The sequence below is a fragment of the Corynebacterium kozikiae genome (genome assembly GCF_024580965.1).
Classification (GTDB): domain Bacteria; phylum Actinomycetota; class Actinomycetes; order Mycobacteriales; family Mycobacteriaceae; genus Corynebacterium; species Corynebacterium kozikiae.
Map to the genome: position 1 here is coordinate 172,965 of NZ_JANIKJ010000003.1, position 13,309 is coordinate 186,273.

Consider the following 13,309-nt stretch of genomic DNA (forward strand, 5'->3'; position numbering starts at 1 on the left):
GACGTCACCGCTGCCACCGGCACTTCCGACGTCACCACTGCCCCCTTCACCAGACCCACCATCCTTGGGTGGATTGACTGTGAAGTCCTCTGGTTTCATGGTGGCGCTCCAAGCCTCAATCGCCGCCTCGAAGTTCGGATCTGAGTCTGGCCTCGGGGTTGCACCGTTTGCACCGTTATCTCCAGGACCGGCATCTCCAGGGATGAATACCTTGCCGTCTTCACCCAGCATCACCCCACTGCCGCTGCCGGTGCCGCTGCCAAAGGAACCGTAGGTGCTGGTGGTGGGCCGGAATGCCGCAGCCTGTTCGTAGCTGCGCACGCCAAGCTGCTCAATTTTGAGCGCCAACTTGCGCGCAAGTACCTTGCGCAAAAGTGCGCGGGTGGGCGTGAGCACCAGCAGCAGGCCAAAGATGCTCGTGCAAAACCCCGGCATGGCAATCAAGATGGCGCCAGCTGCGGTAAGCCCCAGATCACCGGCGGCCTTGCCTGGATTATTGCCCTGCATGAGCCTCCTGGAGATCCGGCTCATTTCCCAGGCGGCAAAGATGAGACCGCCGAAGAAGAAACCCAGCAACAGCAGCAGCGCGGTGCCTACACCGAGCCACGAGGCCACGCCCCAAAAGGCGAGGGCCTCGATCAAGATGTACGGCAGTGCAACAAGAATTGGCATGCCCAACACTCTACCGTTTCACCGGGACACGCCGCCGTCGCGCGTCCCGAGATCCGACTCCCGACTCCCGAGGCCCGGCTCCCGAGTCCCGACTCCCGGGCCCCAATGCCAGCTTCAGCCAAGCCCAACAGCTAGGCCTGCCCGCGCTCCTCCACGGCACCTTCCATGTCCAGGAAGGCTTGGGTGAGCGCGTTTCGGGCTTCCTCGGAGGGGTTTTCCCACAGTTTGCGCTCGGCGGCCTCCAGTAGGCGCTCGGCGATGTCGCGCAGTGCCCATGGGTTGGATTGGGCAAAGAACTCGCGGTTTACCGGGTCCGCCACATAGGTCTCGGTGAGGGTTTCATACATCCAGTCCTCCATGAGGCCCGTGGTGGCGTCGTAGCCAAAGAGGTAGTCCACGGTTGCGCTCATTTCAAACGCACCTTTGTAGCCGTGGTTGCGCATGGCTTCGATCCAACGGGGGTTCACCACGCGGGCCCGGAACACACGCCGGGATTCCTCGTGCAGGGTGCGGGTTTTCACGGTTTCTTGGCGGGTGGAGTCACCAATGTAGGCCTCGGGGTCCTCGCCGGTGAGCGCACGAACGGTGGCCACCATGCCGCCGTGGAACTGGAAGTAGTCATCAGAATCCGCGATGTCGTGTTCCTTGGAGTCCACGTTCTTAGCGGCAACCTGGATCCGGCGGTATGCCGAACGCATGTCCTCAGCAGCCTCCACGCCGGCAAGGTCACGTCCGTAGGCGTAGCCACCCCAGCTCGTGTACACCTGCGCCAGGTCCTGGTCATCACGCCAGTTGCCGGACTCAATGAGCTCAAGTAGCCCCGCACCGTAAGTGCCCGGCTTGGAGCCAAAAATGCGGCGCACGTGTGACATTTGGGAACCTGCGGCCTGGGGTGCGTCGGCAAGCGCATGGGCCCGCACATAGTTTTGTTCCGGGGATTCCTCCAGCCCTGCGACGAGCTGCACGGCGTCGTCAATAAGTGCCAGGACGTGCGGGAACGCATCCCGGAAGAAGCCTGAAATGCGCACGGTGGTGTCAATGCGCGGGCGGCCGAGTTCCTCCAGCGAGATCACCTCCAAATCCACCACGCGCCGGGAGGCCTCGTCCCACACGGGGCGCACGCCGAGCAGGGCAAAGACCTCGGCGATGTCGTCTCCAGAAGTGCGCATGGCGGAGGTACCCCAGATGGAGAGGCCCACTGACTTGGGGTATTGGCCGTGGTCGTTGAGGTAGCGTTCAATCAACGAGTCCGCCAGCAGTTGCCCCGTCTCCCACGCCAGGCGTGAAGGCAGCGACTTCGGATCCACCGAGTAGAAATTCCTGCCCGTAGGCAGCACGTTCACCAGGCCGCGCATCGGTGAACCGGAGGGCCCGGCTTCAATGAACTTACCGTCGAGCGCGCGCAGGACCTGTGGGATTTCGCGTGCCGACGCGGCCAGGCGCGGCACAATCTCCACGCAGGCAAAGCGGAGCAAGGATGCTACCGCCTCCAAGTCAGCACCTGGCAATTCGAGCTCTGCCTGCTCGCTTGCGACGGCGAGTACCTCGTCCACCGCCGCGACGTCCCAACCCCTGGCTTCCAGGGCTCGCAGCAGCTCGAGCGCGGTGTGCTCCACGGTGTCCACCCGCGTGCGGCTTTCTTGACCAGCTTCGTTGAGGCCGAGCGCCTCACGCAGACCCGGCACCGCCTGTGCCCCACCCCAAAGCTGGCGGGCGCGCAGCATGGCGAGCACCAACTCCACCCGCACCTCGCCGTCTACGGCCTCGCCGAGGATGTGCAGGCCGCCGCGGATGGCTGCGTCTTTGATTTCGCAGAGCCAGCCGTCGATTTCCATCATCTTGTCATCAAAGGCGTCCTCGTCGGGGCGCTCGTCCCAGCCGAGGTCACGGTCCATCTTGGCGGCCTGGAGCAAGGTCCAAATCTCTTGGCGGATCGCGGGCAGCTTCGCTGGGTCCATTGCGGAGATGGTGGCGTGCTCATCCAGCAACTGCTCAAGGCGGGTGATGTCACCGTAGCTCTCCGCGCGCGCCATCGGCGGGATCATGTGGTCCACGAGGGTTGCGTGCGCTCGGCGCTTCGCTTGGGTGCCTTCACCGGGGTCGTTCACCAGGAATGGGTAGATCAGTGGCAGTTCGGAAATCGCCTGGTCCGGGTAGCACTCCTCGGAAAGGCCCGCGTTTTTGCCGGGCAGCCATTCCATATTGCCGTGCTTGCCCATGTGCACAATCGCATCCGCACCAAACACCTCGCGCAGCCAGAAGTAAGTGCCCAGGTAGTGGTGGTTGGCGGGTAGGTCGGGGTCGTGGTAAATCCCCACTGGATTTTCACCAAAACCGCGTGGCGGCTGCACCATCACCATCACGTTGCCAAAGCGCAGGCCAGCGATGTAAATCTCCCCCGTCTGGGAGTTCACATAGTGCGTACCTGGGGCCTCGCCCCAGTGCTCCCGCATTTCCTCTTGCATGGCTTCGGGCAGGGTGGCAAAAAACTCTTTGTACTGTTCCGCGGAGAGCTTGTGCGGGTTGTTGGCCAACACGTCGTCGTTGAGCCATTCGGGGTCGTGGCCACCGGCGTCGATGATGGCGTGCATGAACGCATCGCCGTCGTGGTCGCCATAGCCGCCACCCGGTGCAGCAACCGCAGCAGCCCTAAACCCTGGGATCTTTGAGACGTCACCCAGGTCATAGCCCGCACGGTGCAGCTCCTCCAGCACACGCAGGGTGGAAACCGGGGTATCCAGACCCACCGCATTACCAATGCGGGCATGCTTGGTTGGGTAGGCAGACAACATGAGCACTAGCTTCTTGTCCGCATTGCGCTTGTGGCGCAGCATCGCATGGCGCACCGCAATCCCGGCCAGGCGAGCACAGCGCTCCTCATCCGGAACGTAGGCAATCAGGCCGTCAGCATCATATTCCTTGAAGGAAAACGGCACGGTGATCAGGCGCCCATCGAACTCCGGCACCGCAATTTGGGTAGCTACGTCCAGGGGGCTAAGGCCTTCGTCGTTCTCCTCCCACTGCGCGCGGGAATTCGTCAAGGCCAGACCCTGGAGAATTGGGATGTCCAGTGCGGCAAGTTGCGCCACATCCCAAGCCTCATCCTGGCCGCCCGCACCCACCTCAGCAGGTTTGGTGCCACCCGCGGCGAGCACCGTGGTAATGAGGACGTCGAGAGTGCCCAGCGTATCCAGCAGTTCCTGCGGAGCTTGGCGTAACGACGCGGCAAAGATCGGCACGGCCACCGCCCCACGCGCCTCCAGGGCACCCGCGAGCGCCGCAATGTAGGCGGTATTCCCCGCCAAATGCTGCGCCCTGTAGTACACCACACCAACGCGCGGCTTGGTCTGCCTGTCTCCGGTAGCGGGTGCCGGGATCAGGCGATCCTCGTATCCGGAAAGCGCACCCCACAGCGGCATGTGCTGCACGGGTGAGAACCCAAAGCCAGTGAGCAACAAGGTGTCAGAGAGGAAATGGTGCAGGTTCACCAAGTTCTCCATACCGCCCTCAGCCAGGTAGGTGTGGGCGGTGGTCACCACACCGGCGGGTACGGTGGAAATGTCCGTGAGCTCCGCGTCCACGGCCAGCTCACCGGAAACAACTACCACCGGCTTGTTGGACTTCAACAGCGTGGCAAGGCCTTCCTCCCAGGCACGCTTTCCGCCGAGCAGGCGCACCACGAATACATCGGTGCCTTCCAGGTAGCTCTCCAACATCGCAGTACTCAAATGGTTGGGGTTTGCGTATTGGAACGCCACATCTTCGTGGGCGTTGGCTGCCTTGGCGGAGAGCAGGTCTGTATCTGAGGTGGAAAGTAGGGTAATCATCGCGTGTGCGGCGTCCTTTCACGTGGGTTCATCGCGCCCCAGGGCGGCTGGATCCCCCCTCGGTACCGGGGAGGCGGTGTACTGCACCTTTTGCGCAGGTAGTGTGCGATTGCTTCTGTGAGGCAGGTCTGACTTTCACAGTGGCGCGTCCGTCCCGGATTTTCACCGACGTTCCACCACCACAGAGCACACGGCACTATCGGATACCTTAACACCACGGTTGGACACGCCCTTAGGAGACTTATTCCCGCTTTCCAGCTTTGCTGTGCCCAATGCCTCATGTGGAATATGCCTCACGGGCAAAACCGCGCCTTGAACCGCGGCCTCACTAGGATTGCCCCTATGAGTTCCGCCCAAGACTTCTCACCCACCCCGAACAACTTTTCCTTTGCCCAGGCTGCAGTGCTCATTTCTGCACCTGACCGCAGCCGTTCAGACATGTGCCCAGGAGCGTTAAGCCTGCACCACGCACAAGACGGTGCGATTGGGCGCGTGCGCTTTCCCGGCGGGCGCATTGCCCCCGAGCAATGGACCAAAATTGCTCAGATTGCCAATGAGCTGGGCAACTCCGTAATCCACCTCACCACCAGGGGCAACCTGCAGTTCCGTGGGGTCCAAGACGTCCCAGCATTCAGCGAGGCCATCGCAGCAGCGGATTTTCTGCCCTCCGCGGCACATGACAAGATCCGCAACATCCTGGCCTCCCCGCTCAGCCCTGAGCTTCACAAATACGCAACAGCTCTGGATCGAGCCCTGCTCGCGCGCCCTGACACCGCCGGTCTCTCCGGGCGCACCCTGTTTGGATTTGACGCAGGCGATGGCGCCATCGCCGCCCGCCGCCCAGACTTCGGCGTGGTCCTCCAAGACTCCCCCACACCACATGCCCACTTTGTGCTCGCCGGCAAACCCACAGGGCTTGCAGCAAAGGCAGACCCCACGTTGCTCGCCGAACTCCTCAGCGAGGCCGCCGCACAATGGCAACAGTCCCGCGGCGAACACTGGCGCACTCACGAAGCCCCGGATGTGGTGAAATCGATCCACGCATGGCTCGCTGCCCATCCAGCGGTCACTGAAAGCCCCGTGCCGGAACTGGGCACCCCACCAGAACGCCCAATCGGCTGGATGCAGGAGGAAGGTTCCCATACCGTCACGTTGGGCGCTGGCCTTCGATTCGGTTTGATGACCGCCCAGATTGCGCAGGTACTTGGTGCCGTCGGTACGCACACCTCCATCACCCCGTGGGCCTCGCTGGTGATCCATGATCTGCACGAGGGCGACGCCGAGGCCGTAGTGAAAGTGCTCGCGCCGCTGGGGTTGATTTTCGACGCCAACTCGCCGTGGCTTAAGGTCACTGCATGTACGGGGCTTCCGGGCTGCCAGAAGTCTCTGAGCTACACCCAACAGGACGCCATTGCGCTGGTGGAAAGCGGAAATGTGCCCGCTGGACTAGTACACTTTTCTGGGTGCGACCGCCGCTGCGGGCACCCACTGGAACACCACACGGAATACGTTGCTACAGGCGACGGGGAATACGAGGTAGCTACCCGATGACCACTGCACCAGGGAACACTGCATCAGGGACCACTGCACCGGGCGAACCAATGCGGTTTCACTATGAAACCGATGGCAACGAGATTTACCGTCGCTCCTTCGCCATGATCCGCGAGGAATCAGACCTCAGCGCGTTTACCCCGGACCAAGCACAGATTGCGGTGCGGATGATCCACGCGGCCGGCCAAACCGACCTGGCAAAAGACATCGAGTGCTCCGCCAACCTGGTGGAGGCTGCGCGCGGCGCCCTCCAGGCCGGCAAGCCGATCCTCACGGATGTGAACATGGTTCGCTCTGGTGTGACCCGCAAACGCCTCCCGGCACACAATGAAGTGCTGTGCTACCTCGGCGAACCACAGGTGGCTGAGCTCGCCGCAACCCTGGGCACCACCCGCACCGCCGCAGCAGTCGAATTGTGGCGCCCCGTAGTGGAAGGTTCCGTGGTGGCAATCGGCAACGCCCCTACCGCCCTGTTCCACCTGCTCAACGTGCTGCTCGCGGACCCCACCTACCCGCGCCCAGCAGCGATCTTGGGTATCCCAGTTGGCTTCATCGGCGCGGCGGAGTCCAAGGAGGCTCTGGCCAAGGTTGCCCACGAGGCCGGCACGGAGTTCCTCACGGTGCACGGCCGCCGTGGTGGCTCGGCAATTACTTGCGCCGCCATTAACGCTCTGGCAACTGCCCAGGAGATCCTCCCATGACCATAAGTGTGCGCGGCAAGCTCACCGGCGTAGGTGTAGGCCCTGGAGATCCCGAACTCCTCACGCTGAAGGCGCTGAAAGCCATTGAATCGGCGGACGTGATCGCGTTCCACGCCCGCCCCCATGGAAGCAGCACGGCCCGCAGCATTGCCGGCCAGTTTTTCCCTGCCGGTGTGGAGGAAGAACTCCTTGAATACCCCGTGACCACAGGCATCACAGACCACCCCGGCGGGTACGCCGGAGCAATGGCCGATTTCTACGCAGAGGCCGCCGAACGCCTGGGGGCGCACCTGGCAGCCGGTAAACACGTGGTGGTGCTGGCGCTCGGTGACCCCATGCTCTATTCCTCCTACCAACACCTCCACCGGCTCCTGGCGGAAGACTACCCTGCCGAGATCATCCCCGGCATCCCCTCAGTCACCGCAGCAGCAAATGTGCTAGGCCTGCCGCTTTCTGAGGACGAGGACCTCCTATCCATCATCCCCGGCACCCTCCCAGCCGCTGAACTGGACCGCGCCCTGGAAACCTGTGATAGCGCCGTGATCATGAAGCTCGGCCGCAACTTCACCAAGGTCAAGGACGCCCTGGAACGGGCGGGCCTCGGCGAACGCGCCTATGTGGTGATCCGGGTGGGCATGGAAGGCCAGCAGGCTCTCCCCCTGCGCGAGGCCGACGCCAACGCGATCCCCTACTTCGCGGTGGCCGTAGTGCCCTCCCAGCGGCAGGGATACCTGCTGGATCCCAACCACAACACACAGCCAACAGTCACTGGTGAAGTGGTGGTCCTTGGCCTGGGCCCCGGCGACGACGCCTGGACCACCCCGGAGGTGAGCCGGGAGCTCCGCCTGGCCACAGATCTGGTTGGGTACACCACCTACATCAACCGCGTGCCCGAGCGCGCCGGGCAACGCCGCCACCTTTCGGACAACAAGGTGGAAGCCGAGCGTGCTGCGATGGCGCTGGATATGGCTAAGAAAGGGCGCCGCGTGGCGGTGGTTTCCTCCGGTGACCCCGGCGTGTTTGCCATGGCTTCCGCGGTGCTGGAGGTGGCCCAGGACCCGGAATGGGCAGACGTTTCCGTGCGCATTGTCCCAGGCATGACGGCCGCCCAAGCAGTTGCTAGCCGAGTGGGCGCACCGTTGGGGCATGACTTCGGCATGGTTTCGCTTTCCAACCGTCTCAAGCCTTTCAGCGTGGTGGAAAAGCGCCTCCGCGCGCTCGCCGGTGCAGACATGGCCTTTGCGGTCTATAACCCGGCGTCGAAGCAGCGCCGCTGGCAGGTGCAGGCCCTCAAGGACATCGTGTTGGAATACCAGCCGCCCAGCACGCCAGTAATTGTGGCTCGCGCGGTGGGTTCGGACGAGGAGTCCGTGCTGGTCACCACCCTTGGTGAGTTGGATCCCGAGGTGGTGGATATGCGCACCATGCTCATCGTGGGTGCGTCCACAACGAAGACGTACATCAGCAGCCAGGGGGCGAGGGTGTACACCTCCCGCTACTACGCCGAAGGCGACATCGACGCCGAAGCCCGCAAGCAACTCGCCCCACGTGAAGGCGCCTAGCCTGCTGTCTGCTCCGAACGGCCAGTAATCATCCCCGAGCGCACAGCGAACTCCCAGGACAGCCCGTTCGCGGTGAGCACTTCATGGGGGCGCGCTTGCTTGTGGAAGATCGCCTGCCGGTCGGTGTAGGCCATGAGGTATTCGTCAAATGGCGGCAGGTGCCAACGTTTCCGCAGCGCAGCCTGGAGTTGCTTCGGGGTCACTTCCTCCTGCCACGCCGCGGCGTACATTTCCGTGCCCTTGTGCTCAAAGCTTATCAGCTCGCCGCTGCTCACCAAGGATTGCGCCGCTTTCTGCAGCGCCGTTTTGCCAAGCCCTGACCACCACGCAAGGTCAGCCACGCTAGCCGGCCCGCGGGAACTAAAGTATCGCAGCGCAAGTTCCCGGATCAGCGCTTCCTTTCCCTGATCCTCCAGCTTGCGCCTGTGCGCCTGCGCTACCCGCTGGTCAGTGCGGATAAAGGAATCATGCCTTCCGATCTTGCTCATCTGCACCAATTCACCCGCTGCTCCCAGATGCCGCAACACGCTGGATGTCACCCCAGACCCCTGCGCGCCCCAGTGCGCGTCGACAATCTCCCGCACCTGCTCCCGCGAAATCTGCACTTTGGCGGCGTCGAGCACGGCGTTGCGAATCTCTCGGTACGTCTGCTCAGGCATGTTCCAGCGCTGAGCGACGCTGCCAAGGTTCAAGGTGGTTGCGCGGATCCCGCAGAGTTGCACGATCCAGAAATCTTCCTCATGGAGAAAATGCAGGGTACCGCGCTGGCTCCAGGTACGGATGATGCCAAGGGAGTCCATGGTGGAATCGAGCTCGCTGCGCACCGTGGGGGTGTGGCGCACTTTAAGCCCGGTGCGCAGGGCAAGGCCCGTGAGCCCACCGGCGTAGTTTTGACCTTGGGTTGCCAGCATATGCTTGGTGGTTGCGGCGAGGTCGCCCGTAGGAACGTGCGGTTGCGCACCGCCTAAGCCCTGGGCAATCAGCCTGCGAGCGCGGAGTTCAGGTAGTCCCAGTGACTGCATGAAGGCCAGTATAAGGCCACTGTCCGGGAGTGCTGGCGTGGTGGCGGTTGCCTTATGATGAACACCATGACACACACACTCCGTGAACGCATGGGTTCTTCCACCCGAATCATTGGGCTTGACGTAGCCCGCGCCCTCGCGGTAGTCGGCATGATCGCCGCACACCTGGCTCCCAGTACCGGCGCGGTGTACGCGCTCACCAACGGGTTCCCCTCAGCAATGTTTGCTGTGCTCGCTGGTGTGTCCACCGCCTTGATGATGGCAAAAGGCAACGCCGCTGGCGGCACTGAACTGGCCTTGGCACGCCACCGGCTCCTTATCCGCGGCGTGGTAATCCTCCTCCTGGGAATGCTGCTTGCCGCGGTACAGACGTTCATCGCTGTGGTGCTGAGCTCCATAGCGCTGATCATTATGCTGCTCGGCCCCGTTACTCGCTGGCGTACCAGGAACGTGATCGTGCTCGGCCTCACGTTGTGGGTTGGCGGCGCGGCGATCCTAGGTATTTCCAACGCTTATGACTGGTATCCATCCGGGCTCCTGGGCCCATATCCTCCGTTCGCGTGGCTCACCTACGGCGTGGTGGGGATTCTCCTGTACCGATTCCTCGTTGCCCCTGCCAGCGCTTCAGCGGCGGATGGGGGTGCCCGCGGTGTGTGGCGCGAGTCCCTTACTGCCCTAGCGGGGCTCGGGGTACTAGGCGCGATGTTGTGGTGGAGAGTTCGGGAGGACTCAGGTGAACTCGGTGAAGGCAGCACAATGCTGGAGGCTCCCGCGGTACCAGGTGCCTTGACCTTCCCGACGGACACCTTAGCCGGTGCTCCGGATTTGAGTTGGCGATCGCTCCTTGCCGCCGACGCCAGCGCCCACAGCGGTGGCCTCATCGACGTAGCGAGCGCCTCAGCGGTGAGCATCGGCGTGATCGCCCTGTGCTTGTTGCTCGCCAGGATCCCTTGGGCACAGATTTTCCTTTTCCCACTGCGATCGGTAGGGCAAATGGCGCTGAGCAGCTACGTGTTCCACGTGTTGAGCATTGCGGTGATCTCGTTCCTGTTAAGCCTGTTGGGTTGGGTGGCCATAGATCCGATTGATGCTTCCATTGCAGAGCAAGAGAAGAGCGTGAGCAGTACCAACGTGGATGAGCTTGGCGGCATGCCGTGGGGTGAGTACCAAGACTTGGTAGAGCAATCCGAGGGGTGGGAAAGCCTGTGGGACGCCGAATCCGAGTACTACCAAGAGTATTCTGCCGGCGTATTCAGCGATGAAGCCCTAAAGGTGGACGGCACCATGAACACCCTCGCCGGTTGGTCTGGTTTTGGCGCAACAGTGCTGTTTCTTCTGATCGCCTGCCCGGTGTGGATGCTGTTCTTCCCGCGGGGTCCGTTGGAGCAGTTTGTGCGTTGGGTGTCTTTGAAGGGCACCGGGGTGGGTGAAATCCACAGGGCTTCAAACCATACATAGCAAAACGTCTCCCTTTGAGGAGAACCCTGTTCGGGTTACTTTTCAAAGGGAGACGCGGGTGAAGGCTTCATTTGCCTTTTCTTCAACCAAGATCCTTGGCCGCTCACGCATCCGCTGTTTCGCGGAGTGCGTTCTGGGAGGGCTTAGCGGTGATCGTGGCTCAGTGGCAGCCAGGAAGAGCCGGCGCCGAACCCGAGGGAACCGAGGTTGAAGTTGAAGAGGTGACCGAAGGCTCCCTGGAGCAGTGGCAGCAGGAAGCCGAACAGGCCAGCCGCTGCGATGAGGATAACGAACAGACCGGAGAAGATGCCGCCCTTCTCCTCATCTTCCTCTGCTGGAGGCTGCTGCTCGTCTGCAGCCACGATCTTCACTGCACCAGCATTGTCGCCCTCTGGGGTAATGGTGCAATCCCAGGTGGAGATTCGCTTGGCCTCGGAGTCAGCGTTCAGGCGAGCCTCTTCCACGAGGGTGAAGGTTGCACCGGTGAGCTCTTCGGTGGTGTCAGCCTCACCAGCGGTACGGGTGAGAACAAGGCCGTTTGGCATCTCGAGCTTGGTGTTCTTAGCATCTGCGAACCACTCGGTGTCTGCTACAGAACCTTCAACCTGCTCGCCAGCGATGGTAGCGGTGCCAGTACGCTCAACGTAGCGAGTCTCAATTTCGGTGCCCGCCGCAACACCCAGGGCCTTCTGAGCCTGGAAGTTGGACTTGGAAACAGCGGTAGGGTTGAACTCGAACTCAAAGGTGTAGTCCTCACCAGACACTGCGGTCTCTGGGTGAGTGACCTCGATTGGAACGGTTACTGGGTTCTGACCACCGGCTGCGTTGCCGTTCTCCAGGGTGCGCGTGCACTGCACGTTTACCTCGTACTGAGCGGCGTCTGCCTGAGGGGCGATGACAAGAGAGCTGGCCACTGCAGCACCGGCAACGAGGGCTCCGAGCTTCTTCATAGTGATAAAACCTTTCGGGACATGTTGATAATGATCAGGGGTTACCCCTGTATGTGAGTATTGCGAGCCAGGTAATTGAGGCGTTTCGCTCACTCGCGGTTACCCGGAAGCCCCACACATACTTCCTGGTGAAGAAAGTAACGGATCGGTTACGGGCTTACAACCGGGGAATTCAGGAAAAGCAAACAAGCATTCCCGCTTTTCTGAGAGATACCCGACCAAACCTGTGTGTTATTGCAAAAGACCACACAATCAAACACCGCTTGCCAACCTTACAAAAGAAAAACAGTTCGCAATCGGGCGCGAACTGTCTCCGGGCTGAGGGGTTAATTACCCCCACATGGGTGTAGCTATTAGTTCCTGTGAGATCCCCAGGGTGCGAACAGACCCGTGAAGGAGCTGAATGGGTGCCAAATTCCTTGAGCGCTGCCATTGCCACCGAACAGGCCACCGAACATCGGCCACAGGAATCCGAAGAACACACCTACCAGGCCCAACACTGCTACCAACAAGCTGAATCGAGGCTTTGGGTTTTCCTCGCTCTGTTCATCTTCATCAGAGTTGTCTTCAGGTGTTGGCTCTGCTGTTGGTTCTTCGGTTGGTTCAGCGGTCGGCTCGGTCGTTGGTTCAGCCGATTGCTCCGCAGTTGGTTCTGCAGTTGGTTCTTCAATTGGTACTTCAGTTGGCTCAGCAGGTGGTTCCGCCGTTGGCTCTTCGGTTGGCTCTGCAGACGGCTCTGCCGTAGGTTCGACCGTAGGCTCAGTCGTTGGTTCAACGGTTGGCTCTACCACCGGATCCGTCGTCGGCTCTTCCGTTGGCTCCTCAGTCGGCTTTTCCGTTGGCTCCGGTGTCGGTTCGGCAGTGGGCTCTGCGGATGGTTCGGCAGTCGGCTCAAGAGTCGGTTCCGCTATTGGGTCGGTGGTCGGCTCGGTTGAGGGCTCGGTTGTGGGCTCTGCTGTTGGTTCAAGCGTTGGCTCTACAACCGGAGTGGTTTCACCAGGGAGAACTTCCACGGAGGCGAATGGTGCCTGGGTTGGCGTGACGATGCATTCCCACCGCGATACCTGAACGGTCGGTGAGTTCGCATCAATACGCGCCTCCTCAACCCAGGAGTAGTTGATCTGGCCGAAATCTTCGGTGGTGCCAGCTTCACCGGCGGTACGGGTGAATGAGATCAAGCTCGGGTTGGCAATTTCCACCTTGTCCGAGGTAATCCAATTTGATGGCTCCATGGGGAAGTCACTGTGCCACCAGCTACCTCAGCGCTTGCCTGCACTTCAGCCCTGCGGCTGTCAAAGCGCGACTTTTCTGGAATGCCCAATGCCCTCGTAGCTTGAAGCCCACTCTTGCGTACCGTGAAAGAGGGAGCGCTCAAAGACATTGTGTATTCTTCACCGGAAATAACGTTGGCTGGATGCTGCACCTTCGCGTTGAACCACTGAGCTGCCCTGGGTTTTGTTCCTAGGCATTTGCCTTGGTTTCCATTATGGCTTTGGGTGGGTTGTATGCCCAAAAGGCTGCTTCAACCTCGGCTGGTGTTCGGTAGCCAAGGCTTTGGTGTAGCCG

8 protein-coding genes and 1 pseudogene are annotated in these 13,309 nt (G+C 61.5%); 4 read left to right on the plus strand and 5 right to left on the minus strand.

Translation table 11 applies throughout. The annotated features are described in order from the left end of the window. Positions 1-48: 48 nt before the first annotated feature. Positions 49-672, minus strand: a pseudogene (locus tag NQ018_RS11575) (FxsA family protein); the annotation flags it as partial. A gap of 131 nt (positions 673-803) precedes the next feature. Then, a complete protein-coding gene (gene cobN, locus NQ018_RS03895; RefSeq protein WP_257058599.1) occupies positions 804-4,499 on the minus strand; it encodes a cobaltochelatase subunit CobN in 3,696 nt (1,231 codons plus the stop codon). A 342-nt stretch (positions 4,500-4,841) separates the two neighbouring features. Here cobN and NQ018_RS03900 point away from each other — a divergent pair, with 342 nt between their 5' ends. Genes NQ018_RS03900 through cobJ form a run of 3 tightly spaced genes read left to right on the plus strand, consistent with a single transcriptional unit; the run spans position 4,842 to position 8,313 of the window. Further along, on the plus strand, positions 4,842-6,050 hold the full coding sequence (locus NQ018_RS03900; RefSeq protein ID WP_257058601.1) for a ferredoxin-like domain-containing protein: 1,209 nt from the start codon (positions 4,842-4,844) through the stop codon (positions 6,048-6,050). Positions 6,051-6,100: 50 nt separating this feature from the next. Further along, positions 6,101-6,751 (plus strand): precorrin-8X methylmutase, encoded by a 651-nt coding sequence (locus NQ018_RS03905; protein WP_257058603.1) that lies wholly within the window; start codon positions 6,101-6,103, stop codon positions 6,749-6,751. Continuing rightward, the gene (gene cobJ, locus NQ018_RS03910) at positions 6,748-8,313 is read left to right on the plus strand and encodes a precorrin-3B C(17)-methyltransferase (RefSeq protein ID WP_257058605.1); all 1,566 of its coding nucleotides are present in this window, start codon (positions 6,748-6,750) and stop codon (positions 8,311-8,313) included. Before NQ018_RS03905 ends, cobJ begins: the two co-directional genes overlap by 4 nt. Here cobJ and NQ018_RS03915 read toward each other — a convergent pair. Beyond that, positions 8,310-9,335 carry a winged helix DNA-binding domain-containing protein gene (locus NQ018_RS03915; RefSeq protein ID WP_257058609.1) on the minus strand — a complete coding sequence of 342 codons (1,026 nt, stop codon included), beginning with the start codon at positions 9,333-9,335 and terminating at the stop codon, positions 8,310-8,312. The genes cobJ and NQ018_RS03915 overlap by 4 nt on opposite strands. A gap of 66 nt (positions 9,336-9,401) precedes the next feature. On the opposite strand from NQ018_RS03915, the gene NQ018_RS03920 reads away from it, so the two are divergent. Continuing rightward, positions 9,402-10,793: a DUF418 domain-containing protein gene (locus NQ018_RS03920; RefSeq protein WP_257058611.1), complete on the plus strand. Its 1,392-nt coding sequence runs from the start codon at positions 9,402-9,404 to the stop codon at positions 10,791-10,793. A 143-nt stretch (positions 10,794-10,936) separates the two neighbouring features. Here the strand turns inward: NQ018_RS03920 and NQ018_RS03925 are convergent, their stop codons facing one another. Next, a complete protein-coding gene (locus NQ018_RS03925) occupies positions 10,937-11,743 on the minus strand; it encodes a hypothetical protein (RefSeq protein WP_257058614.1) in 807 nt (268 codons plus the stop codon). Positions 11,744-12,096: 353 nt separating this feature from the next. After that, the gene (locus tag NQ018_RS03930) at positions 12,097-12,975 is read right to left on the minus strand and encodes a PT domain-containing protein (protein WP_306428900.1); all 879 of its coding nucleotides are present in this window, start codon (positions 12,973-12,975) and stop codon (positions 12,097-12,099) included. Positions 12,976-13,309: the final 334 nt, after the last annotated feature.